Source organism: Paraburkholderia sp. MM5477-R1 (genome assembly GCF_050436385.1).
In the GTDB taxonomy this organism is placed as follows: Bacteria; Pseudomonadota; Gammaproteobacteria; order Burkholderiales; family Burkholderiaceae; genus Paraburkholderia; species Paraburkholderia tuberum.
Window position 1 is genome coordinate 321,840 of sequence record NZ_JBNDMC010000001.1, and the last position, 22,709, is coordinate 344,548.

The 22,709-nt window shown below is 60.3% G+C and carries 20 protein-coding genes and 4 pseudogenes; 20 read left to right on the top strand and 4 right to left on the bottom strand.

The genetic code is table 11. The features are described from left to right. The first annotated feature begins 125 nt into the window (after positions 1 to 125). The 9 genes and pseudogenes from OKW35_RS01545 to OKW35_RS01585 all read left to right on the top strand — a co-directional run bounded on the left by OKW35_RS01545 (position 126) and on the right by OKW35_RS01585 (position 9,533). Positions 126 to 497 (top strand): response regulator, encoded by a 372-nt coding sequence (locus tag OKW35_RS01545; RefSeq protein ID WP_429551050.1) that lies wholly within the window; start codon positions 126 to 128, stop codon positions 495 to 497. Positions 498 to 678: 181 nt separating this feature from the next. After that, positions 679 to 885, top strand: a pseudogene (locus tag OKW35_RS01550) (NO-inducible flavohemoprotein); the annotation flags it as partial. Positions 886 to 1,206: 321 nt separating this feature from the next. Then, on the top strand, positions 1,207 to 2,616 hold the full coding sequence (locus OKW35_RS01555; protein WP_429551051.1) for a cytochrome ubiquinol oxidase subunit I: 1,410 nt from the start codon (positions 1,207 to 1,209) through the stop codon (positions 2,614 to 2,616). 42 nt (positions 2,617 to 2,658) lie between these two features. Then, positions 2,659 to 3,645, top strand: a complete 987-nt coding sequence (gene cydB / locus OKW35_RS01560) for a cytochrome d ubiquinol oxidase subunit II (protein ID WP_429551052.1) — start codon at positions 2,659 to 2,661, stop codon at positions 3,643 to 3,645. A gap of 34 nt (positions 3,646 to 3,679) precedes the next feature. Beyond that, a complete protein-coding gene (locus OKW35_RS01565) occupies positions 3,680 to 4,423 on the top strand; it encodes a (Fe-S)-binding protein (RefSeq protein WP_429551225.1) in 744 nt (247 codons plus the stop codon). Then, positions 4,420 to 5,796 (top strand): lactate utilization protein B, encoded by a 1,377-nt coding sequence (locus OKW35_RS01570; protein ID WP_429551053.1) that lies wholly within the window; start codon positions 4,420 to 4,422, stop codon positions 5,794 to 5,796. Before OKW35_RS01565 ends, OKW35_RS01570 begins: the two co-directional genes overlap by 4 nt. Then, on the top strand, positions 5,793 to 6,392 hold the full coding sequence (locus OKW35_RS01575; protein ID WP_429551054.1) for a LutC/YkgG family protein: 600 nt from the start codon (positions 5,793 to 5,795) through the stop codon (positions 6,390 to 6,392). The genes OKW35_RS01570 and OKW35_RS01575 overlap by 4 nt, the downstream gene beginning before the upstream one ends. A gap of 88 nt (positions 6,393 to 6,480) precedes the next feature. After that, the gene (locus OKW35_RS01580; protein ID WP_429551055.1) at positions 6,481 to 8,613 is read left to right on the top strand and encodes an FUSC family protein; all 2,133 of its coding nucleotides are present in this window, start codon (positions 6,481 to 6,483) and stop codon (positions 8,611 to 8,613) included. A 95-nt stretch (positions 8,614 to 8,708) separates the two neighbouring features. Continuing rightward, positions 8,709 to 9,533: a response regulator gene (locus tag OKW35_RS01585; protein ID WP_429551226.1), complete on the top strand. Its 825-nt coding sequence runs from the start codon at positions 8,709 to 8,711 to the stop codon at positions 9,531 to 9,533. 119 nt (positions 9,534 to 9,652) lie between these two features. On the opposite strand, the gene OKW35_RS01590 is transcribed toward OKW35_RS01585, so the two are convergent. Beyond that, positions 9,653 to 10,600, bottom strand: coding sequence for a LysR family transcriptional regulator (locus tag OKW35_RS01590; protein ID WP_429551056.1), 948 nt, complete (start codon positions 10,598 to 10,600; stop codon positions 9,653 to 9,655). Positions 10,601 to 10,700: 100 nt separating this feature from the next. Between OKW35_RS01590 and budA the strand changes: the two genes are divergently transcribed. The 3 genes from budA (at position 10,701) to alsS (ending at position 13,247) form a co-directional block, all read left to right on the top strand. Then, complete coding sequence (budA, locus tag OKW35_RS01595) at positions 10,701 to 11,489, top strand: acetolactate decarboxylase (protein WP_429551057.1); 789 nt, start codon at positions 10,701 to 10,703, stop codon at positions 11,487 to 11,489. A gap of 73 nt (positions 11,490 to 11,562) precedes the next feature. After that, positions 11,563 to 12,111 (top strand): thiamine pyrophosphate-binding protein, encoded by a 549-nt coding sequence (locus OKW35_RS01600; RefSeq protein ID WP_429551058.1) that lies wholly within the window; start codon positions 11,563 to 11,565, stop codon positions 12,109 to 12,111. Continuing rightward, the gene (gene alsS, locus OKW35_RS01605; protein WP_429551059.1) at positions 12,006 to 13,247 is read left to right on the top strand and encodes an acetolactate synthase AlsS; all 1,242 of its coding nucleotides are present in this window, start codon (positions 12,006 to 12,008) and stop codon (positions 13,245 to 13,247) included. The genes OKW35_RS01600 and alsS overlap by 106 nt, the downstream gene beginning before the upstream one ends. A 47-nt stretch (positions 13,248 to 13,294) precedes the next feature. Here the strand turns inward: alsS and OKW35_RS01610 are convergent, their stop codons facing one another. Further along, complete coding sequence (locus OKW35_RS01610) at positions 13,295 to 13,975, bottom strand: YoaK family protein (RefSeq protein WP_429551060.1); 681 nt, start codon at positions 13,973 to 13,975, stop codon at positions 13,295 to 13,297. A 388-nt stretch (positions 13,976 to 14,363) separates the two neighbouring features. On the opposite strand from OKW35_RS01610, the gene OKW35_RS01615 reads away from it, so the two are divergent. The 3 genes and pseudogenes from OKW35_RS01615 to OKW35_RS01625 form a co-directional block, all read left to right on the top strand. Next, positions 14,364 to 14,516, top strand: coding sequence for a hypothetical protein (locus OKW35_RS01615; RefSeq protein ID WP_429551061.1), 153 nt, complete (start codon positions 14,364 to 14,366; stop codon positions 14,514 to 14,516). A 352-nt stretch (positions 14,517 to 14,868) separates the two neighbouring features. Continuing rightward, complete coding sequence (locus OKW35_RS01620) at positions 14,869 to 17,214, top strand: ATP-binding protein (protein ID WP_429551062.1); 2,346 nt, start codon at positions 14,869 to 14,871, stop codon at positions 17,212 to 17,214. 140 nt (positions 17,215 to 17,354) lie between these two features. Continuing rightward, a pseudogene (locus OKW35_RS01625) lies at positions 17,355 to 17,816 on the top strand (FUSC family protein); the annotation flags it as partial. 271 nt (positions 17,817 to 18,087) lie between these two features. Here OKW35_RS01625 and OKW35_RS01630 read toward each other — a convergent pair. Together OKW35_RS01630 and OKW35_RS01635 are read right to left on the bottom strand one after the other, a co-directional pair. Next, positions 18,088 to 18,162: pseudogene (locus tag OKW35_RS01630) on the bottom strand (TetR/AcrR family transcriptional regulator); the annotation flags it as partial. Between the two features lie 15 nt (positions 18,163 to 18,177). Further along, the gene (locus OKW35_RS01635) at positions 18,178 to 18,759 is read right to left on the bottom strand and encodes a TetR/AcrR family transcriptional regulator (RefSeq protein ID WP_429551063.1); all 582 of its coding nucleotides are present in this window, start codon (positions 18,757 to 18,759) and stop codon (positions 18,178 to 18,180) included. 492 nt (positions 18,760 to 19,251) lie between these two features. On the opposite strand from OKW35_RS01635, the gene OKW35_RS01640 reads away from it, so the two are divergent. The 5 genes and pseudogenes from OKW35_RS01640 (at position 19,252) to OKW35_RS01660 (ending at position 22,600) form a co-directional block, all read left to right on the top strand. Beyond that, the gene (locus OKW35_RS01640) at positions 19,252 to 20,436 is read left to right on the top strand and encodes an alpha/beta fold hydrolase (RefSeq protein ID WP_429551227.1); all 1,185 of its coding nucleotides are present in this window, start codon (positions 19,252 to 19,254) and stop codon (positions 20,434 to 20,436) included. Between the two features lie 88 nt (positions 20,437 to 20,524). Then, positions 20,525 to 20,794, top strand: a pseudogene (locus OKW35_RS01645) (IS6 family transposase); the annotation flags it as partial. Positions 20,795 to 21,377: 583 nt separating this feature from the next. Continuing rightward, on the top strand, positions 21,378 to 21,542 hold the full coding sequence (locus OKW35_RS01650; RefSeq protein WP_429551064.1) for a hypothetical protein: 165 nt from the start codon (positions 21,378 to 21,380) through the stop codon (positions 21,540 to 21,542). Then, a complete protein-coding gene (locus OKW35_RS01655; RefSeq protein ID WP_429551065.1) occupies positions 21,511 to 22,116 on the top strand; it encodes an efflux RND transporter permease subunit in 606 nt (201 codons plus the stop codon). Before OKW35_RS01650 ends, OKW35_RS01655 begins: the two co-directional genes overlap by 32 nt. Beyond that, on the top strand, positions 22,073 to 22,600 hold the full coding sequence (locus OKW35_RS01660; protein ID WP_429551066.1) for an efflux RND transporter permease subunit: 528 nt from the start codon (positions 22,073 to 22,075) through the stop codon (positions 22,598 to 22,600). Before OKW35_RS01655 ends, OKW35_RS01660 begins: the two co-directional genes overlap by 44 nt. Positions 22,601 to 22,709: the final 109 nt, after the last annotated feature.

Genomic DNA, 22,709 nt, shown 5'->3' on the forward strand with positions numbered 1-22,709 from the left:
TTGTAACGTACGGTGTCGTCGTGGAAACAGTCGCGTGACTTCCAATGGTTTAAATGTCCATATGTGGCGCGTGGCGAACCTTCGTGGGCGGCCTGCTGACACGTTGAACACGCGGTAAATGAACTATGGAAACCGAAGCAGATATTCTCCTCATCGAAGATGATCCGTTTATGCGTGAACTGGTCTCGCTGTCGCTGCGGGATGCTGGATACCGAGTTGCCGAATTCAGCGGACAAGGGTGGCTGTTTCTTCTCGAGGCCTTCGCGGCCAGGGTTGTCATCGTCGATGTGAGCGATCCGAAGAGCGGCTCAAGGAAGGTAATCGACGCATTGCGCGTACGTTTTCCTGCCGCGTCAATCGTCGCCATCTCTGGTTACTTCCATGCGGGGCCTGCGATGGCTGGCGCAGTGGCTCGACAACTCGGTGTGGACCGGGCACTTGCGAAGCCGTTCGGAAGTAGCGAACTGGTTGGCGCGGTCAAGGCGCTGCTCGGATAGGAAGCGATCGGGCAAGCCCTGCTCCCGGTTCCGGTCAGGGCTGCCGGATAGCCCTTGGGGCCGGCTGTATGGATGCCTCAAAGTATCCAAACGTATGCGCTGCTATGCCAGAGGGAGGATTGCAGCGACCGTTCGTAGAATGGCTGTCTTCGGGTTGTCCATTTATCCATGATTCCATGGACGCACCGGCGACGCTAAAGCGCACGCCTACGGCCTGCTCGACGCGCAACAGCTCGACGACTGGCTGCCCGAAACGCGTGACTTCGACGTGTACTTCCTCGGCCCGCTGGGTTTCATGAAGGCGATCAAGAAGCACCTGAAGGCGCTCGGCGTACCCGAGAAGCAAAGCCGCTATGAATTCTTCGGCCCGGCTTCCGTGCTCGACTGATGTCAGCGATGACGACCGGGCCAGACGAATCAGTGTTTCCCTAGATAGAGGCAGGCTCACTGGGCGGACCTTTGTAATGCGGTAGCCAGCCCGCGGATATCAGTTTGATCTTGTCGAGACTTACTGCTACGTCGCCCTCGTGAAATTCAGTTGACATGTACTCGAGAAACTGAAATCGATCGGATCCGATTGACATGCCGAAGTCATATCAGTCGACTGTTTTCTACATTACCGATGTAACACAGTGCGGCTGACTTGAAATTATCGAGCAACTGCAGGCCGCGAAACTCCTTCCCAAGCCCCACTTCACAAAGGCCGCACATGCAACCGCTCGCTCTGACCCTGTCGCGCATTCAGTTCGCGGCCACCATTTCGTTTCATATTATCTTTCCTGCTTTCACGATCGGCCTGGCGGCGTGGCTTGCATTGCTGGAGGCGATGTCACTGGCTACGCAGAATCCGACTTACCGACGCGTCTTCGACTTCTGGCTGAAGGTATTCGGGGTTGCCTTCGGAATGGGCGTGGTGTCCGGTGTCGTGATGGCATTTCAGTTCGGCACCAACTGGAGCGTGCTGTCGCGCGCGAGTGGTCCGATTCAAGGGCCGCTGCTAGCCTATGAGTCTTTCACCGCGTTTGCTCTGGAGGCCTCGTTCTTCGGCATGATGCTGTTTGGCCGCAATCGGGTACCGAAGTGGCTGTATCTCGTCGCATGCATGCTGGTAACGCTAGGGACCACGCTCTCGGCATTCTGGATTCTCGTCAATAACAGCTGGATGCAGCATCCGGTGGGCTTCAGGATTGAGAACGGTCTATACGTCCCGACGGACTGGGCCGCGATCATCTTCAATTCCGTGGTTTGGGTCCGCTTCCCGCACATGCTGATCGGCGCATACCTGACCACTGCGTTTTGCGTCGCCGCAGTGGGGGCGCGTTATCTGCTGCAGGGGCGCTACAAGTCCGAGGGCGCCGTCATGTTGCGCATGGGTCTGGGCCTTGCCGCCGTGCTGATCCCGGTGCAGATATTCTTTGGCCACCTGGCAGGCGAATATGTCCACGATTTGCAACCCGTCAAATTTGCCGCCATCGAAGGTCGCTGGTCGGACGAACAGCCAGCGGCCGAGGTGGTTATCGCTTTACCGGACGAGGCGACCGAGAGCAACCGCTTCGAATGGAAGATACCGGTTCTAGGCAGCCTAATCGGATCGAGCTCGCTCACTGCGAAAGAAATCGGTCTGAAGGATTTCCCGCGATCAGACCGCCCGCCTGTGCTCATTCCATTCTTCGCGTTTCGCGTGATGGTGGGTTGTGGAATGCTGATGCTGCTGCTCGCATGGGTCGGGAGCTACGTCGCCCGGAAAAAGAAGCTGCATGAGCGCCGCTGGCTACTGGTGCCGGTCGCCTGGAGTTTCCCGCTCGGCTTCATTGCGGTGTTGACCGGTTGGTTTACCGCCGAAGTTGGCCGCCAGCCCTGGACGATCTGGGGTGTTTTGCGCACAGCCGATGCCGTGACGCCACATCTGTCCGGCCAGTTCGCCGCTCTCTCACTTGCTGCGTACGTTGCGATCTACGGGTTCATCTTCTGCTGCGGGGTCTTTTATATCTATCGGATCGTACGTAAAGGCCCCGATGCGCGTCCTGTGGTCGCGTACTGGGGCGGCCATGCCATTGCCAAAACGTTCCGGGAGGACAGCGACCTTGCTGCGGAAACCAACGCTGTCAGGCACGAATGACTGCCCGGCAAATCTCATCATTGCACTGATCAGGAGCTCAAGATGACCTGTTTCTGGCTAGCTGAACTTGCATTTTCGTTGCTGATGTACGTCGTGCTGGACGGCTTTGACCTGGGTGTCGGCGTGCTGAGTGGCTTCGTCGGCGACACACAGCGACGCGACGCCATGGTCGCCTCCATTTCGCCGGTATGGGATGGCAACGGCACCTGGCTGGTGATCGCTGGTGCAACGCTGTTCGGCGCGTTCCCTAACGTCTACGCGCTGCTGTTGCCGGCGTTCTATTTACCGCTCGCTGGAATGCTGATCGGACTGATCGCTCGCGGCGTGGCCATTGAATTTCGCCACAAGACGGTCCGCGGCCGGTGGATCTGGAACGTGTGTTTCTTTGCCGGCTCGCTGCTTGCAGCGTTCATGCAGGGCACTGCTGTCGGCGCGTATGCGCAAGGCCTGCCGGTCCATAACATGGAGTTTGTCGGCACCGGACTTGAATGGGCGACTGCGTTCTCGCTCTGGTGCGGACTGAGTCTCGTGCTCGGCTACGGGTTGCTCGGCGCCGGCTGGCTGGCACTCAAAACGGAGGGCGATGTGCAGGCGTTCGGATACGTCGCAATCGGGCGTCTCCTCTGGATGACGCTGCTTGCGGTAGCCGTGGTCTTCGCGACAACCATCGTGTCGCATCCCCAGGTCGCGGCGCGATGGCACGAACATCGTGCGCTGTATGTACTGCCTGTGGCCGGTCTGCTCGCATCGCTCGGGATCGCTTACGGCCATCGCAACCACGCGCTGCGGCTTTCGTTCTGCATGACCGTGTTGCTCTTTGCCGTGTCGTTCCTCGCGCTCGCCGCGTCGTTTCTGCCGTATATCGTCCCTTTCTCGGTGACGTTGCAAGACGCTGCAGCACCTGCGTCGAGTCAGACGTTCATGTTCTGGGGGGCTGGGTTGTTCGTGATGCCCATGGTCGTCGGCTACACGTGGGTCGCGTATCGGGTGTTCCGTGGCAAGGTCGATGCAGCGCATACATACCACTGATCAACGATATCGAAGTCATTTTTTAGGAAGTGTCATGAAAGTTGCCTTGTTCATTCCCTGCTTTATCGATTCCTTCTTTCCGGATGTGGGTATCGCAACGCTGGAGTTGCTCGAGCGGGTCGGCTGCGAGGTCGACTATCCGCTCGACCAGACATGCTGCGGCCAGCCGATGGGTAACAGCGGCTGCGAGAAGGAAGCCGCCGCGACCGAAGCGCTGTTCGTGAGGAATTTCTCGGGATACGACTACATCGTCTCCCCGAGCGGGAGCTGCGTGCACCATGTACGCGATCACCTTACCGCTCTAGCACCTTCGACGCAGAGCAAGGCGGTGCGTGCCAACACTTTTGAGCTCGTCGAGTTCCTGCACGATGTGCTGAAAGTCGATTCGTTTCCCTGGGCGTCTTTTCCGCACAAGGTGGGCCTGCACAACAGTTGCGGGACGTTGCGGGCTTTGCGCACTGCGAGCATGTCCGAGGTGAAGGAAACGCCTTTCTCGAAACCTCTTGCGCTGTTGAGCAAGGTTCGAGGCATCGAGTTCGTGAAACCGGAGCGCCCGGACGAATGCTGCGGCTTTGGCGGCACTTTCTGCGTGGCCGAAGAGCCCGTGTCGGCGCGGATGGGGCAGGACAAGGTCCGTGACCACAAGCAGGCGGGCGCCGAGTACATCATTTCCGCCGACTCGTCGTGTCTCATGCATCAAAAAGGATGTTCGGACCGGCTCGGCCTCGGACTGAAGTTCATCCACATCGCCCAGATTCTTAACGGAGCAAGTTCATGAAGCGCGTTGATCACGTCAAGTCTTCCCGCAAGTTCATTGCGGACGAAAAACACATCCAGTTCCACGACAAGCGTCTCTGGGGCTTGCGCACATCGCGCGATCAGGCTGTGCACGGTATCGAAGAGTGGGAAGAGCTTCGCACGCTCGCATCCGGAATCAAGGAGCACACGCTGACTCACCTTGCCGATTATCTGGAGGAGTTCGAGCGCAATGCGACGAATAACGGGGTGATTGTGCATTGGGCCGCGGATGCGGAAGAACATAACCGTATCGTCCACGAGATTCTAAGTAGCCACAACGCGAAGACGCTCGTCAAGAGCAAGTCAATGCTGACTGACGAGTGCGAGATGCGCGAGTATCTGGAAGCACGCGGTATCGCAGTTGTCGAGACCGATCTCGGTGAGCAGATCCAGCAGCTCGATGAACAGATGCCGTCCCATATCGTCGTGCCCGCGGTTCATAAGCTCGCCACGGACGTTGCGGACGTATTCTCGAAGACGATCGGCACCGATCCAGAAAATCACGACGTGTATTACCTCGCCGAAGCGCAGCGCCAGGCGACGCGTCCGCTGATCCTGAACGCCGACGCAGGCATGACGGGCTGTAATTTCGCCGTTGCGCAGACGGGCGGGATCACAGTGTGTACCAATGAGGGTAACGCTGACCTGAGCGCGAACGTGCCACCGCTGCACATTGCGTCGATCGGCATCGAGAAGCTGATTCCGAAGCTCGAGCACCTTGGCGTGTTTATCCGGATGTTGTCGCGTAGCGCACTCGGTTCGCCGATCACCCAGTACACGTCGCATTTCAGGGGGCCGCGCGCAGGCGGCGAAATGCATTTCGTGCTGGTCGATAATGGCCGCTCCGAGCGCCTTGCGATGGATGACTTCTGGTATTCGCTCAAATGTATCCGCTGCGGCGCATGCATGAACACGTGTCCCGTCTATCGGCGCAGCGGCGGGCTCAGCTATGGCGGCGTGTATTCAGGTCCCATCGGCGCAATTATCAATCCGACCTATGACCTGAAGAAATACAGTGCCTTGCCGTTTGCCTCGACCATGAACGGGAGTTGCACCAACGTCTGCCCGGTGCGTATCAACATCCACGAGCAGATCTATAAGTGGCGGCAGATTATCGCGGAGAAGCACGAGTTGCCGTTCGTCAAAAAAGAGGCGATGAAGGTGGCGGGCAAGGTGCTGTCGGAGCCGAAACTCTACCACGCTGCCACAAAGGCAGCGACTGGCGCTGTCAGCACGCTGCCGCGTGCGTTCCTTTACAACCCGTTTAATGCGTGGGGCAAACAGCGTGAGGTGCCCGAGGCGCCGAAGCAGACGTTCCGTGACTGGTACCTGAAAAAAAGGAAAGCGAAATGAGCAACCGAAACATGATCCTCGCGAAGCTGCGCGCAGTCCAACCCGCTCCGCGTTCGCTTCCTGACGTGCCGCTATACGACGACAAGCTGCCGCCGGTACTGGAAACGTTCAAGAAATCGTTCGCACTCCTCGGTGGCACCTGGGTCGACGCGCCGGCAAATGGAGATGTCGAGGCCTTCGTCCGCTCGCGGTTTCCCCAAGCGCAGGTATTCTGCTCGGCGGTTCCCGAAGTGGCGGGGACACGGCGTGTCTGCGACGTGGCCGACCCGCGTGAACTTCACGATGTCGATGTCGGCATCGTTCGACCGTCGTTCGCGGTTGCCGAAACCGGCTCGATCTGGCTGAGCGAGGCCGAGTACCTGGTGAATTCGCTTGGCTACCTGTCCCAGCATCTCGTCGCTTTGCTGGACCCGGCCGACATCGTGGGGAATCTACACCATGCGTATCACCGGCGCGAGTTCTTCGAGGCGAATTATTCGGTGCTGATGAGCGGGCCGTCGGCAACGGCGGACATCGAGGGTGTATTGATTCGCGGCGCGCAAGGGATCCGCTCGTTGACCGTGATTCCGGTGCCTCGCGTACCCATCAGCGGATAGCGGGTCAACGATGCGACTTGCCATGGTTGCTGTCCCGTTCGTGCAGAACACCCTGCGTTGGCTGGCAGCCTCGCGCGCGCTGCGTCACGTGCCGCTAACCGACGCGTTGCGTGGCGGGATTATTTGCACCGTGCCCGCGTTGCTGGCCGCGATTCTGCATGCGCCGCTGTTGAGCTGGTCGGCGATCGCGGCCTTCTGGACCTGCTTCGCCGATCCCGGCGGCCGGCGACCGACAAGACTCGCATTTGCACTGTCATTCGGCCTCGCGGGCGCGCTTGCTTCGGGGGTGGCATCGTGGTCGGCAGAATGGCCTCCGGTGGTGGTGGTGCTCGCTGCCATGGTTGGATTCGCCGGTGCCTTTACGCGGGTCGGCGGCTCCAGGATCGGTTTGGCGGCGCTGCTGGTTGCGACGGCTTTCGGCGTGTCGACCGCGTTCCCGGGGCACGACTTCGTCCACGCGACGGGGTACGCTGCTTACTTCCTGTATGGCAACCTTTGGGCGATCGGATTTGGCGTGCTGCTATGGCGCGGGGACCCCTATGCGCCAGTGCGACGCGGGGTCGCAGCGTGCTTTGCCGAGATGGCCGACCTGGCCTTCCAACTGTCGCAGTGCACCGGAACCAGGTGCGCTGACGAAGCGTGGTCAGCCGATTTGCATGACGTGATACGGGCTAGGGTGCGGGCAAGGCTTGAGGCCGTCGGGGATATGTTGACCGTCGTCTCGCACCGACGAGCTTCGGCACCAGCATGCACTTCGCAGGCGATCGAACTGGCATCGGCTGCCGAACAGGTGTTTGTCGCACTGGTCGCATTGGACCATCTGCTCGCGCTCGACGCGCCTCTCGCTATGCCGCGTCAGGCGCGCGAGCTTGTCTCAATGATGCTCGCCGAAACAGCCGAGGTAGTGAAGCAGATCGCGCTGTGTTGCAAGTCGGCGAGCCCTGCACTGCGGAGCGAGTTGGCCCAGCTGCTTGTGCGCTTCGACACGGCGATTGAACGGCTCGAAGCGTGCGTTGCGGGGCCATTTGCTGTACCCCAGCAGCGATTCAACGTGGCCGCGCTAGCCACGGTCGCTTCGCGTGCGCGCAGCGCCGTCGGCCGGGCGCAGGCGCTGCTGCGGGCAAGCGGGGCAGATGGCTCGGCCGTAACGCTTACGGAGGACAATGAGCAGTCTTCGTGGCGTTCCTTCGGCAGGCAACTGTCGGCTAACCTGAATGCCGACTCAGGCTGGTGTCGATACGCGTTGCGCGTCGCGCTTGCAAGCGCAACCTCGGTGTGTCTGGTGCTGCATTTCAGGCCTGATCACGGCTATTGGCTGATCCTCACCACGTTTTTCACCATGCAGCCGAATTTCGCTTCGACCTTGAAGATATCGGCCCATCGTGTCGGCGGAACCGTCATGGGAGCAACGCTCGCGGCTGCGCTCGGCTTCTTCATTCATTCGCCCTTGTGGCTGGCGATACTGGTCTTCCCGCTCTCCGTGGGGACGCTCGCGGGGAGGGCGGTCAACTACATCGTCTATACGCTTTTCCTGACACCGCACTTCATCCTGGTGGCAGAGCTGGGTCAGCCAGGCGGCTCGGAACTGACCCTCGCGCTAATGCGCATGGCGAATAGCGTTGCGGGCGCGGCTCTGGGAGTTGCCATCTCGCTTCTCGTCTGGCCGCATTGGGAAAGACATCGAATCGCCCATGTTGTCGCAACGGCTATCGAGACGAGCGCACGCTATGTCACTCAAGCGCTGCGGGCTGTGCCGGCCGGCGCAGACTCAGACGTCCCGCTCGCCCGATTGCGCCGTCAGGCTTGCATTGCGACCGACCAGATGGAGGCTTCGATGGGGCGTATGCGCATAGAGCCGAAAGCCGGTGTGCGATGGGACATGGACGATAAGACCGTGGTCGCCGCACTCAGACGCACGATCGGGGCGGCGACATTGCTTGAGCTGTCAGTTGATCCGGCGGGCCTGTCTTCATCGGCGCAGACGATGGGAGCGTTTGCCGAATGGGTTGACGATGAGATGGCATGGAGTGCTGCGTTGCTGCGGGGAGAAAGGTCTGCTACGGACAACTCCGGTAAACGTGGACCGCCGCCGCTGCTTGATGAATTGATCACGCTCTCGATGCGACACGCGTTGCAGCGAATTTCCTCGGCGGTGGAGACGCTACGCGAGATCGCCGAGCGCGATGGCAGGTCGTCAAAGGCGAATATTGCAGGCGCATGAATATGGCCGCGAAGTCGATATCCGAGGGGGACAAAACTCGGCAAACGCCTCGTGGCCACTATAATCGACGCATTCAGACATTCATCCCTCAAGCCATGGTCAATCTGCCCCACGTACTTGCGGTCGACGATGACCCCGCCATCCGCGAGCTGATCGCCGAATACCTGAGCGAGAACGACATTCGCGTCACTGTGGCGACGAACGGCAAGGAGATGACGACGGCGCTCGCGGAACACGCGATTGAGCTGATCATTCTCGACCTGCGCATGCCAGGCGAGGATGGCATGCAGATCGCCCGACGCCTTCGCGAGCAGTCGTCGCTTCCTATCATTATTGTGTCGGGGCGGCGCGACGAGGCTGATCGCGTAATGGCGCTGGAATTGGGGGCGGACGATTACATCACAAAGCCATTCAGCTCACGGGAACTGCTCGCGCGGATCCGCGCGCTTTTACGGCGTGCAACCGTGACGGCCGGGGAGGCGGGTCGCCAGGTGGATGCGCGCGCATACCGTTTTGCAGGATGGGAACTGGTACTCGGCACACGCAAACTGACGTCGCCAGCTGGCGAGCGCGTTGAGCTCACGAATGGCGAGTTTCGTCTGCTGAATGCTTTTCTAGCGTCGCCGGCGCGAATTCTGACACGAGACCAACTGCTCGAGGCCAGCCGTCTCTATGACGACGTATACGATCGCTCGATCGACGTCCAGATTCTGCGTTTGCGGCGGAAAATCGAGGAAGACCCTTCGCAGCCGCAGTACATCAAGACAGAGCGTGGCGCCGGGTACATCTTTGCTGCGCCAGTCGAGAAATTGAGCACGGCGACGCAATGGGCGGGGAGCGGTGCGATGCCTGCCGAAGGTCTCGGCGAGGCGGCGGCCCTCGACAACGACGAAGCCGCACCCGCGAAGAGACGACGCTAGCCGGCAAGTAGCCGGAGATATCCATCATTGCCGCAGCCGAAAACCGACTGCGGAACTTGCCGACGATATCGCTCGCGGATACCCTTCGGCGATTTCAGTTTTACGAAGTTCATCCTCACTCAGGACCCGACACAGGTGTAAGGCCCGGTCGGGCGATCTTGTGCGGTGGCGTCGATACGGTTCTTGCTCAACCGCCTCGCGACGTCGACGAAATCGCGAACGAGTTTCGAGAACGCGGTCGACCGATAGGCAATGACGATTTGCGCCTTGGGCTGAGGCCCTTCGATGGCATGGTAGGTCACGCCGGCGGCCGCCACCTGGCGGATCGAGTGTGGGACCAGCGAGACGCCGAAGCCCGCAGCGACCATGCTGACGGCCGACGCGACCTGGGTCGACTCTTGTCCGAGCTGCGGGCTGAAACCGGCGCGCTGGCACGCGGATATCACTTCGTCATACAGGACCGGCGCGATAGCACGGGGGAACAGGATCAACGTCTCCTGAGCAAGCGAGTGCAGACTGATGCTCGCGCGCCCGGCCAACTCGTGTTGCGGCGGCAATACGACCAACATATCTTCATCGAACAGCGGCTCGATCTTCACGCGTTCCGACCCCTGCGAGGTCTGGCGGATGATCGCCAGGTCGATGCGTTCCGCCAGCAAATCGTCGATTAATGCCGCAACGTCGCTCTCGGATGGAGACAGCCTTACATCAGGGCGTGCGTCACGATACGCGCCGACGATCTCCGCGATGACGGGATGAAAGACTACTGAGCTTGCGAAGCCGACGCGGATGTGGGCCGCCTGCCCACGCGCTGCGCTCTGCGCTCGGGTCTTGGCCTGCTCGGCCTGATCGACAATGCGCCTCGCATCGCCGTACAGGACGCGGCCGGCATCCGTCAGTTCGATTCCGCGCGTCAGGCGCCGAAATAGCAGAGTCCCAATCTCGTGCTCCAGCTTGCGTATCTGTTGGCTGAGCGGAGGCTGGGCCATCCCGAGCCGCTCTGCGGCGCGAGTAAAATGCAGTTCCTCGGCAACGACCACGAAGTATTTGAGCTGGCGAAATTCCATATCTATCTCGTCTTAAAGAAGACTGCTTTCTGTATTAGACGCCCGCATTGCGGCGCACCATACTGTATCCATATCAACTGCCTTTCAGGAAACCGGAGTTATGGAAACCACAGTCGTCTGTTCTTGCGTACAACAGGTTGCAAAATCATTCGCATACCCAACGAAAATAGAAGCGGATAGCGAACTCAATGAGATCTATCAGACCTCGTTGATGAGTGCGCTGATCGACGGTGTCTACGACGGCAACATGACGATCGCGGACTTGCTCGAGCATGGCGATTTTGGGCTCGGCACGTTCAACGACCTCGATGGGGAGTTCGTCGCGTTCGACAGCAAAGTTCACCAGCTGCGTGGGGACGGAAGCGCGCGGGTCGCAGCGATGGATCAGAAGACTCCGTTCGCGGTGATGACCCACTTCCGCCCCACGGTCAGTGGGGAACTCATGACCGCCCTTGACAAGTGCGAAGTGCAGGGCATCATCGACAAACTGGTCGGGTCGCCGAACCTTTTTTGTGCATTTCGTATTGCCGGCCGTTTCGTGCGCGTCGAGACGCGCACGGTACAGCGCCAGACTAAACCATACCGGCCCATGCTTCAGGCCATCGAGCGGCAGCCGGTCTTCAAGTTTGAAGAAACAGCGGGCACGCTGATCGGCTTTCGTTGCCCACCTTACGTGCAAGGCATCAACGTGGCGGGCTTTCACGTCCACTACATCACCGACGATCGTCGCGGCGGCGGGCATGTCCTCGACTATCGCCTGCTCGAAGGCAAGCTCGAAATCGCGAAGATCTCGAAGCTGCGCATCGATCTTCCGCAGACCGATAGCTTTCAGCAAGCCACGTTGCACTCGAAGGAAATGAGCAAGGCAATCGAGGCCGCTGAAGGTTGAACGACCGGCTGAAGAATCAACCGGTCGAGACAGCCATTGCTTTATGAACTGTTGAAAACTACTGGAGTTGAACATGTTGAAGAGTGAAAGCGACGTCGAAACGTCGTGGAAATGTGGTGCTGATCTGGTGGTCCGCAACCTCGGAACACAAGGCGTGAAGCATGTGTTCGGGATTTCCGGAGCCAAGGTCGATCGTGTGTTAGATTCACTGGTCGACTCATCCATCGAGACTGTGGTTGTCTGGCACGAGGCGAATGCGGCCTTTATGGCGGCGGCCGTGGGCCGGCTGACGGGCAAGGCGGGCGTTGCGCTCGTCACATCTGGCCCAGGCGTGTCGAATCTCACCACGGGTGTTGCGACGGCGAATTCGGAAGGTGACGCGATGGTCGCGATCGGTGGCGCAGTGCCGCTTGACGACCGGCTCAAGCAGGTCCACCAGACGATGGATACCGTGAGCCTGTTCAAGTCGATTACGAAGTTCATCGCGGAAGTCGTCACGTCATCAACATTTCGGAGGTGCTGTGCAATGCGTTTCGGGCTGCTGAGTGTCCGCGTCCCGGTGCAGCATTCGTCAGCCTGCCGATGGTTCTCGTCAACGCCCCGGCCACAGGCGATGCATTGACCCATCTTGCTTCTCCCGAACTGGGGCCCGCAGCGGCGGACAGTATCCGCGCGGCTGCCGAACTGCTCGGGGAGGCGCGAAACCCCGTCCTGCTGCTCGGCATGCCCGCGAGCGCCCCGGAGAACGCAGCGGCGGTCCGCAGTTTTATCGAAAAAACGGGCGTGGCCGTCGTGGGCACCTTTCAGGCAGCGGGAGCCCTGGGCTCGCCGCAATTCGCGAATTTCGCCGGACGCGTCGGTCTGTGGAACAACCAGCCCGGCGATCGGTTGCTCGATCAGGCCGATGTCGTAGTGACGGTCGGTTACAACCCGGTTGAATATGAGCCGCCCAGGTGGAACAAGAATGTGCGGCGCGCGCTGATTCATATCGATGTGGTGCCGGCCGATGTCGATCGATACTATCGGCCCGCCATAGAACTCGTCGGTAGCATTGCGAAGACGCTCGACGTGCTTGCCCCGGAAGCGGGTACCTTGAGCCGCTCGCCGGAAGCAAACGCCATTCTTGCAACACATACCGGCGCGCGCCTGGAGTTGGCCAACCGGTCCGCGGCATTGGGAGGCTCGCCGGTCCACCCGTTGCGCATCGTCCATGAATTGCAGAACGTCGTAGGCGACGATACGACGATGTGTGTCGATATGGGCAGCTTCCACATCTGGATTGCGCGGTACCTGCACAGCTTCCGTGCGCGGCAGTTGCTGATTACGAATGGCCAGCAGACGATGGGCGTGGCGCTGCCGTGGGCGATCGCGGCATCGCTCGTGCGTCCGGGAGAAAAGGTCATCTCGGTGTCGGGGGACGGGAGCTTCATGCAGTCCAGCATGGAACTGGAGACCGCCGTGCGCCTCAAAGCCAACCTCGTCCATGTGATCTGGGTCGATAACATGTACAACATGGTCGAGATTCAGGAGGTCCAGAAGTACAAGCGGCGTTCGGGCGTCGAATTTGGGCCGATCGATTTCAAGGCGTATGCGCAATCGTTTGGCGCAGCGGGTTTTGCGGTCGAGTCGGCCGATGAACTGCGCTCGACCTTGCGCAAGGCGATGTCTGTCGATGGCCCGGCCGTGGTTGCGATTCCGGTCGATTACTCGGACAACCCGAAGCTGATGGAGCCGTTGAGGTCGGACTATCTGATCTGAGCAACTGGCCAGAGCACCTCGACGCGGAGTGCGCCGCAGTCCGGAGGTCATGGTGCCCGCTCCGGACTGCTCTTTGCCACGGCGTGCCGCAAAGTCTCGAGAAGCGCTGCGAGCACGGGCGCTGAAGGAACCCAGAGTGCGGCATCACCGAGCGCGCGCGTGGTGAGCGCACCGAGTAGCGCGCCAAGGGCGAAACTGAGACTGATTGCGCCGAGTGCCCCGGCATCGCGTACGCCCGCGGCGTTCCAGTGCAGTATCGTAGATTCAAAGAAAAGTTGGATGGTGCGACGCAGGTTGGTCGTCGTCATCACGGAAGAGTACGGCTGCTTTCCCGCATGCGTGAATATGATCGATTGCAGCGTCGCGACGAACGAAATGCCCGGTATCAGCCAGAAAAGGCCCACCATGTGGGAAGACGCCAGGCCGAGATATGCGGTCTCAAGCACGAGTGCAATGATCACGGGGTGCGGGAGCCGATTCGTAGCCGTCAGTTGTAGCAGATGCGCAGCCAGTATTCCAAATACGAAGCCCACGAGCGGCGAGAGGTGTCTCGAGGCTTGATGGAAGTCCCCGCCGGCAAGGTTCACTGCCAGCAGAACCACGTTACCGGTCATCGTATTGGCGAATACTTTTTGATGTGCGATGAAGGTGAAGGCGTCCAGAAAGCCGCCCGACAGTGTCAGCAGGATTGCCACATTCTGATGTGTTTTCGCTCTTTCAATGTCCATATTTCTGTGCTCCTCTGCGCTAGCCGCAGTTATGCGGGGTGGGCATCAGACGAGGATTTCAGCACCCCGGCGTTACCTCAGGGTTTCGGACGTCAGGGATTTGATTTCAATTGAAACCGAACCTCCCGGCGTGCATCGAAGCGCCCGTCGAGCCAGTGTGTCAGATGGTTACAGTTGTAATGCGCGGCGATAACCGCGCAACCGGCCTGAAACAAATGTGGGCGAAACTCTTTCCAGCTTGTGGAATTGCCCACTTCTGCCGCATGGGCCGCGCGATGAAATGGCCCGGAGATAGGTTGAGATAAAACCAGGCAAAGTTGCCAAACGCACGCCGTCCGCGTTCGGGCTCCGGTCGCGCCCCATGTTGGGTGCCCACGAAATCTCAGTGATGCTGGTGCTTTCGTACGCTCGGGTCGAAATCGCGGCCGCCACGCCGGACTTCACTGAGCTGCAGCACGCGGGTCTCGTCCGTGTCGTCGGCACGCAGTTCAAGCTCACCGATGCGGGCCGCGCGGTATTGCATCGGCTGAGGACGCGTTGATTCCGAGCGGCTTCGTCAATGGTCGGCAAGCGCGAAGGCTTTGGGTCGATGAACCTGGCACGGCCGGCTCCGACTATCCGCAAATCGTGGGCGCGGGGGAAGCAATTGCGACGCGGGCAACGCAGTCCGGAGCGTTCACGCCACGGCGTTCAGTTGCGATGGATCGATTTCCGTGGTACATGAAGCGAATAAAAGCTACCAGACAACAGTCGCATTCGCGGGCTATATCATGTTTGAGGCAGAACGGACGAAGCGGACGGTTACGTGGCCCTACTGGCACTGGGTCATCGTAGTAGGTGCATGTCTGATCGTAACGCTCTTGTCCTTGACATCGGGCTGGAATCTTTGGCGCTTGCGCAACGTTACGCTTGCCGATAACGAGCGAGAGCTTTCGAGCATCTCGAGTGCGATTGCCGAGCAGACCGCGCAATCGCTGCAGGGCGTCGAGCTGCTCTTGCGACGCGCTGCCGTCTTGACGGATGTGGAGCGCGTGGGAACGTCGTCGTCCACTTCGACGGAATTTCTACGTGGACAAATGGGCGGGGTGCCGCAGGTTCGCGAGCTTACGGTGGCCGATGCAAGCGGAAAACTGATCGCAAGCTCGGCAGCGGCTGACGGTTCGGCCATCAATATTGCTGCTCGTCCGTATTTTCAGTACCTCGAACACGCCAAAGGCGATGCCATAGCGATTAGCGAACCGATCACCAGTATGGTCGACGGCAAGCCGACGTTTGCCATTGCGATTCGCCTGGAGAGCGACAGCGGCCGCTTTGAGGGCGTGGCGATTGCCCTGATCGAAGAAGACTATTTTCGGAATTTCTACCGGGAAGTCGATCTCCAGCCCGGAACGCAGATCAGGCTTCTGCGCACGAACGGCGAGCCGATCATCGCCTATCTGCAGCCCGCCAGCGCGCCGATGGGCAAACGCATCCAGTCGGTGACTCATTTGGTCCACGGCTTCCCATTGGCGATCCAGGCTTTGCGCAATGAGTCCTTTGTCCTGGCGGATTGGCGTGCCTTTGCGATCAATGTCCTGGTGCGAACTGCATTGATTGCAACTGTGATAGCGATGCTCGCGTTCTTGCTGATCAAGCTGTTGCGCAGCCTGCAGGGCGTAATCGAGCAGTTGCGGTCTAGCGAGCAGCGCTGGCGTGCGGTGTTCGAGCATGCCCCAGTCGGCGTTCTGGTTTTGCACGCGCACAGTAACTATCTGATGGCCAATCCGGCGTTTGAGCGGATGCTGGGCTATTCGCGCGAGGAGTTGGCCCGGTTGCGCGCAATCGACATTACCCATCCAGACGACATCGAGGTGACGAAGTCGAACATCGACGATCTCGTCACCGGAAGATGCGACAGTGTTCGTTTTCAAAAACGCTACTTGCACCGGGACGGACACGTCGTCTGGACCGACATGAGCATTGCGCGCGTGTTTGCTATCTACGGGCCTGCCGCGCAGAGCGGTCGCCCGACCGAGCACATGCTGATTGCAACTGCGGAGGACATCACGCAACGCCTTGACGACGAGGATAGGCGGCGCAGGCTCGAGGATCAACTGAGACAATCGCAAAAGCTTGAAGCGCTCGGGACATTCGCTGGAGGCGTCGCCCACGATTTCAACAACATTCTGGGTGCGATTCTCGGCTATGGAGAACGGGCGTTATCGGTGCTGGGAGAAGGCACTCCAGAGCGACGGTATGTCGACCAGATGACGCGGGCAGGCGACCGCGCGCGCTTACTGGTGGAACGTATTCTCACATTCAGTCGAAGCGGCATGACAGCGCGGGTGCACGTTCATTTGCAGCCGGTTGTTGCCGAAGCGATCGAACTGTTGAAAGGGACGCTGCCCGCGACGATCAAGCTCGATGTCCGTCTCGATGCAGACGACGCGTTCGCCATGGGCGACGCCACGCACATGCACCAGATCATCATGAACCTTGGCAGCAATGCGGTTCATGCGATGCCCCAAGGTGGCGTGCTTGGCGTCGCGCTTGTTCGCGTGCGCTCTGGCGCGCCGGTCTCGTTTTCGCACGGCGCGGTGGGCAGCCGCGACTTTGTCCGGCTGACGGTGAAAGATACCGGCATCGGCATTCCCGCCGATGTGCTTGAGCGCATCTTCAACCCTTTTTTCACGACACGAAGAGCAGGCGAAGGCACGGGCCTCGGGCTTTCGCTCGTCGACGGCATCGTTCGCGAGTACGGCGGCGGCATTGATGTACAGACCGCGCCGGGTGAGGGCACTCGCTTCGATGTGTATTTGCCCGTCACGGATGCTCCGCCGGCACCGCACGAACATGGGCGCGAATCGTTGCCTCATGGCGACGGACAAGTGGTTCTCCTGGTCGATGACGAGGACACGCTCGTGACTTTGGGGGAGGAGGTGCTGGCGGAACTCGGCTATGAACCGGTCGGGTTCCGTTCGAGCATCGCAGCCTGGGAGGCGCTCGTGACGGGGCCCAACCGATTCGACGCGGTAATTACCGACCAAACGATGCCGGAGCTCACGGGGCTCGCCCTGGCGGCCCGGATTCGCACACTGCGTCCTGGGTTGCCGGTCATTCTTTGTAGCGGGTTCAGCAATACGACACTGGAGCGCGACGCGCGAGAGGAGGGCGTACTCACCGTGCTGCGGAAGCCGTTACGGCAGGCCGATATTGCGGAGGCGCTCGCGCGCGCGTTCAAACCGGCGTCCTCTCACTGAGATCGCGTACCGGTATTGCTCAAACGCGTCGGGCAACGATTTCAGACGTAACGAACGGGCGGTATTTCGAAATTCGCCTGCAACCCGAGTTGCCGAATATTCCTGTCGTGCGTGACGACTGTCGGCGTCGACAAACAAAAATGGAATCGGCAACCGTGACGTATCAACAGACCTCCGACCCGGCACCACTGCAGCAGCAGCGGTGGAAACTCGTACTACGCAATGCCAGGCTGCACACGTTGGAGTGGGGTGCGCGCGACGGCCTGATATGGCTTCATCTCGCCAAGGCAGTTACCGCAGCTCTGCTTGCGCTGGGTATTGCAATGACGCTGGAACTGCCACAGCCGCGCACGGCGATGGTGACTGTCTTTGTCCTGATGCAGCCATAAGCGGCATGGTGCTCGCAAAGAGCTTTTACCGTGTCCTCGGGACAGCGGCCGGCATGGTAGCGGCTATCGTGCTCGGCGCGCTTTTTCCGCAGCAGTCGGGGCTGTATAGCCGGCCTCGCCTGCTGGGTGGCGGCCTGCACCGCGCTTGCCCTCCATTTCCGTCATTTCCGTTGGTATGCCTTCGTGCTTGCCGGATACACCGCGGTGTTGATTTGCATGGAATCCGCACCCCCGGTGGGTCAGGATTCGGTGCAAATCAACACGTGCAGGAACTGGAGCGCACTACAGCGGAACAGGTCTTGCCACAATGGCGTTTCGACGCAGACGAAGGAATCTATCTCGTTCGGCCGTCCAGACAGTTCGCGCCCACGCGGACCGAGGCGTTTATCCAGTGGATCACCTCGCTGTTTGTGCGCGGCCTTCCCTGGGACTTGCGGGCAATTGCAGGAATCGGGGGAATGAGCCGATCAACCTGAACGCAGAAGGACGCGTCCGAACGGCCTCTCGCGATGAGCTGTGGGCCGGCGACGGCCGCGAAGATGGCGCGGGCCCGTTGCTCGCCGTTTGGAGTCCATCACCCCCCGGGCGCGGACCACCGTTGGGCACTAACCTCTGCCAGCGCCTCGAATACAGCCGGCGTGCGTTCGAGGCGGGCGATAGTCCGCGCGCCTTCGAGGGCGGCTACCAATGCGGCTGCGGTAGCGAACGCGCGCGCGGGAGCGAAGCCGCACCCCTTGAAATGCTCCGCAATAATCTCGGTCGACTCAGCAAATCCGCGCGCTACGCGTTTGGTTAACTCAGCATCGAGCGCGGGCAGCTCATTGGCCAGATTCTGCATCAGACATCCATACTGGAAATCAGAGGCGACCATTTCTGCCGCGAATGTCCTGAAAATCTGATGAACGAAATTCAGCGCATGACCCGTCGTATTCGCCGAGATCTCCCGTAATACAGCGATCCGATTCGCAACGTAACCGTCGATTGCTTCTTCCGCGAGTTGTGCCTTGCCGCGTGGAAAGTGAAAGTAAAACGATCCTTTCGGCGCACCGCTTTCTTCGAGGATCTGGGTCAATCCGGTCGCAGTGTAGCCCTGGATTCGAAACAGCCGTTGGGCGGTGGCAATCGCGCGAGGGCGGGCATCAGTCGTACGTGGCATGCCAAGAACATAGCATGTTCCGCTTGATGATTCTATGGTGATTACTATACTATGGCGATCACCATATAAGGAGTCGTCGATGCGCCTCGACCCAATTGCAAGTCAGGAAGGTTCGTTCGGTGATGCGCAGCTTGCTCGGACTGCGGCAGGAATAACTGAAGGCGAAATGTGCGGATTTTTGCGTTTATCGCATGCACAGCGTCTTCGTGCCGGGGCTGATCGTTTTCGATCGCCCTGTTGCCGTGCGAATCATTCGTCGCGTGCGTTATCGCTGAAGCTGAAGACAGCGCTTGCGCGCGGACGGGGCGTTCCGTCATGAGTGATCCACTTAGCGTCAAGCCATCGGCGTCCCGACGAGCCGTCCTGGCGATGGGCGCGCTCAGCCTGTTTGCCTCGTTCATCCGACCCGCCCGCGCAAACCCTATAGGAGGAATTGATTTGTCCACATCCACATATGGCGAGGGAACGCTTCCCAAGGGCGTCCGCTCGCGCATGATCCATGGGGTCAACGGCCTTGATGTCCATGTTCTCGAGGCAGGCTACGAGAACCCCGGCCGGCCGCTGGCATTGCTTCTACATGGTTTTCCCGATCTGGCTTACGGCTGGCGACACCTGATCCCCATCCTGGCTGACGCCGGCTACCATGTCGTGGCGCCCGACCAGCGGGGTTTTGGACGCACCACCGGTTGGGTGAACGACTATGACGCCCCGCTGGCGCCTTTCAGCCTTTTGAACATGACGCGCGACGCCCTCGGACTGGTGTTGGCGTTGGGGTATCGGCGTACGGCAATGCTCGTCGGCCACGATCTGGGCTCGCCCGTGGCGGCCTATTGTGCGCTAGCCCGGCCTGACGTCTTTCCCTCGGTTGTGCTGATGAGCGCGCCGTTCCCCGGTGCGCCGACGCTTCCGTTCAACACTGCGCAAAGCGAGGCATCGTCGGTTCAACCGAACACCGGCAATGAAAAGTTAGCGGTCGCGCTGGCGGCGCTCGACCCGCCGAGAGAGTATTACCAGCAATACCTGAGCACACGGGAGGCGAACCGTGACATGTGGAACCCTCCTCAGGGCTTGCACGCGTTTCTTCGTGCGTTTTTCTATGTCAAGAGCGCCGACTGGCCGGGAAACAAGCCGCATCCGTTGAAAGCGCTGACGGCCGCAGAACTTGCACAGATGCCCACCTATTACGTCATGGATCTCGGCAAGACGATGCCCGAGACCGTCGCTCCATTCCAGCCTTCCTCCGCCGAGGTCATGGCTTGCAAATGGCTCACCGAGCCGGAACTCGGGGTGTACACGCAGGAGTATGGCCGCACGGGGTTTCAGGGTGCCCTGCAGGCTTATCGCGTCTTTGCCGATCCTGACCTGAACGCTGAGCTGCGCCTGTTTTCGGGCAGGACGATCGATGTTCCGTCGATCTTCATTGGCGCAAAGAGCGATTGGGGCACCTATTCGGCGCCGGGCGCGCTCGAGCTCATGAGGACGAAGGCGACGACGAGAATGCGGGACATCGAGCTGATCGACGGCGCCGGTCACTGGATCCAGCAGGAGCAGCCGGTTCGGCTCGGCGAGCTCCTGCTTGCCTTTACCAGGGAGATTGGTGAGGCGGATGATCGCGTACGCAGTGATCTGGTTTTGCGATCCAGCGCTCGCCGACAAGATCGAGTGGGGGGCGCTTAGCCTGCTGATGACGGGGTCTTTCGCGGCGGTTCTGTCGCGGTAAGCGCGTCTGCTATGGGGAGAGGTCCCAAGACGAACGATGTAACGAATGGTCAAGACACCCAACGCCGTTGTGAGCAAGGCGCTCAAACGGCTGCATTACCCACTGGACGTAATGCTGACGTGCGTACGTTGGTACGTCGCCTACCCGTTGAGCCTTCGCCATGTGGAAGAGATGATGTCCGAGCGGGCTGTGTCTGTCGACCATTCGACGGGCCACCGCTGGGCCATCAAGTTCCTACCTTTTCTGGGAAAGGCGTTCCGACCGCGCAAAAAAAGGGTCGGCCGAAGTTGGCGGATGGACGAAAGTGTGTCACGAACACAAGCGAAAGCTTGTGGTGCTGTACTGAAGGTGGGAGTAGGCCTCCCGAAGCCGGCTTGCAGGAGCAGGCTTCAAACCGCCCGGTGCTGCTGCGTTCAAAAGGCGTGGTGGTGAGCGACCGTGGAAAAGTCATCCATAAGGATGGCAGGTATGTGTTGAGAAGATGAGCGAAAGGCAAACCGTTCGATGATGCGTCGTTAAGGTGCTGTCAAAACTGGGGTCATTTCGTCGCTCCAGGATCAGTCAGGACGAGACCTGCTTACGGACCTGGCGGCAGCCGGCGTAGAGGCGGCATGAGCTCAATACAGGCTTCGGTATGGAACGTGAGAACCTTGTTGCGGACGGAAAGGGAAATGACATCGCGCCAGGACAAGCCTGGGAAAGGGGGAAGTGACAGCGGAAACCTTTCATTGGAATCCAGAGGGTTCGACTCCCTCCCGGCAAAGGCTAGCCACCAGCCGGAAGCAAGTCTTGCATGGGGTACGGTATCCGTCAGCGAGGTCTGGCTGACGTCTCTCGGCTATGCGCGCGACGAGGTGATTGGTCGCATGGGGCTGACTTCCTGACGCCAGCCTCACGCATGTACGCCACCGGCACCGTCCTCCGCCAGATTTTTCAGACCGCCCGATGTGAAGATATCGAATACCAGGCGGTGAAGAAGGACGGCACCGTGATTGACATACTCTTGTCGTCTTATTTTGAGCGCGACATGGATGACCGAAAGAGTGGCCCGGATCGCGCGTGAAATGCGCGGGGTTCTTGGGCGGAACAACGTGGCGTCGACGGCGAGCCTGGAGCGGCCGGAGATCGAGCTCCGGCCTGACATGACCCTTGCCGCCGAACGCGGCATCAGCACCGCTGCGATCGGCAAGACCGTGCGCATCGCGACCACCGGAGACTTCGACGCGCAACGGGCGAGACCCGATCTCGACGATCGCCAGATCTGCCTGCGCGTGCGGCTCGCCAATCCCGACCTGGAGCGCGTCAGCTCGGTGTTCGGCCTCCGCCTGAAAGGCCGCGACGGCCTCGTGCCGCTGGGATCGGTGGCGAGTGTTTCGGTGGGCAGCGGTCCCGCGGAGATTGCGCGCCGCCATCGCAAACGTTTCGTCACGGTGTCGGCTGATCTGGGCGCCACGGCGCTCGGCGAGGCGCTCAAATCGGTCAGGGCGCTGCCGTCGGTGCGTGCGCTGCCTGCGGATGTTGCCCTGCTCCAAGACGGCGACGCGGACACCATGGCCGAACTGTCGTCCGGCTTCCTGTTCGCGATGGCGACCGGTGTCCTCTGCGTGTACCTGTTGCTGGGTCCTGCTATTCAATGACTTCTTCCAGCCGCTCACGATCCTGTCCGCGCTGCCCCTGTGCCTGGGCGGTTCGTTCGTGATGCTTCTCGTGACCGGCAGCGAGCTGGACGTTCCGTCGATGGTCGGCCTCGTGATGCTGATGGGGATCGTCACGAAGAACTCGATCCTGCTTGTCGAGTACACGATCCGCAATCTTCAGCTGCGGCAGGTGCCGATGGTGGAAGCACTCGCAGATGCCTGCATGAAGCGCGCGGGGGCCATCGTGATGACGACGGTCGCAATGACCGCGGGCATGCTGCCGATCGCGCTCGGCTTCGGCGCCGACGCGAGTTTCCGGCAGCCGATGGCCTTTGCGGTGATCGGCGGCCTGTTGACCTCCACGGCGCTCAGCCTGCTGGTGGTGCCTGTCGTGTTCTCTTACATCGACGCCCTGCGGCGCACGGTTGCCCGCTTGCCCGGCAGGTCCAGGCGGCGCGATACGAACGGGGTGACTGCCCGCTGAGCCGGGCTTCTGCGCGAAACTTGCGCCGCGTCTCGCTCGATTCGCCGCCTTTTTGTGAGTAAGTAACGAGTAAGTCGGCCGGTCCTAAAGTCGATTGCGTCTCATCCAT

Bases quoted from the DNA above. Each gene is read 5' to 3' on its own strand.
- OKW35_RS01640 (WP_429551227.1), top strand. From the start codon at position 19,252: ATGATCCATGGGGTCAACGGCCTTGATGTCCATGTTCTCGAGGCAGGC.
- OKW35_RS01585 (WP_429551226.1), top strand. From the start codon at position 8,709: ATGGTCAATCTGCCCCACGTACTTGCGGTCGACGATGACCCCGCCATC.
- OKW35_RS01610 (WP_429551060.1), bottom strand. From the start codon at position 13,975: ATGGACATTGAAAGAGCGAAAACACATCAGAATGTGGCAATCCTGCTG.
- OKW35_RS01650 (WP_429551064.1), top strand. From the start codon at position 21,378: ATGTACGCCACCGGCACCGTCCTCCGCCAGATTTTTCAGACCGCCCGA.
- OKW35_RS01655 (WP_429551065.1), top strand. From the start codon at position 21,511: ATGACCGAAAGAGTGGCCCGGATCGCGCGTGAAATGCGCGGGGTTCTT.
- OKW35_RS01600 (WP_429551058.1), top strand. From the start codon at position 11,563: ATGTTGAAGAGTGAAAGCGACGTCGAAACGTCGTGGAAATGTGGTGCT.
- OKW35_RS01575 (WP_429551054.1), top strand. From the start codon at position 5,793: ATGAGCAACCGAAACATGATCCTCGCGAAGCTGCGCGCAGTCCAACCC.
- OKW35_RS01590 (WP_429551056.1), bottom strand. From the start codon at position 10,600: ATGGAATTTCGCCAGCTCAAATACTTCGTGGTCGTTGCCGAGGAACTG.
- OKW35_RS01615 (WP_429551061.1), top strand. From the start codon at position 14,364: ATGCTGGTGCTTTCGTACGCTCGGGTCGAAATCGCGGCCGCCACGCCG.
- OKW35_RS01570 (WP_429551053.1), top strand. From the start codon at position 4,420: ATGAAGCGCGTTGATCACGTCAAGTCTTCCCGCAAGTTCATTGCGGAC.
- OKW35_RS01555 (WP_429551051.1), top strand. From the start codon at position 1,207: ATGCAACCGCTCGCTCTGACCCTGTCGCGCATTCAGTTCGCGGCCACC.
- cydB (WP_429551052.1), top strand. From the start codon at position 2,659: ATGACCTGTTTCTGGCTAGCTGAACTTGCATTTTCGTTGCTGATGTAC.
- OKW35_RS01545 (WP_429551050.1), top strand. From the start codon at position 126: ATGGAAACCGAAGCAGATATTCTCCTCATCGAAGATGATCCGTTTATG.
- OKW35_RS01565 (WP_429551225.1), top strand. From the start codon at position 3,680: ATGAAAGTTGCCTTGTTCATTCCCTGCTTTATCGATTCCTTCTTTCCG.
- budA (WP_429551057.1), top strand. From the start codon at position 10,701: ATGGAAACCACAGTCGTCTGTTCTTGCGTACAACAGGTTGCAAAATCA.
- OKW35_RS01635 (WP_429551063.1), bottom strand. From the start codon at position 18,759: ATGCCACGTACGACTGATGCCCGCCCTCGCGCGATTGCCACCGCCCAA.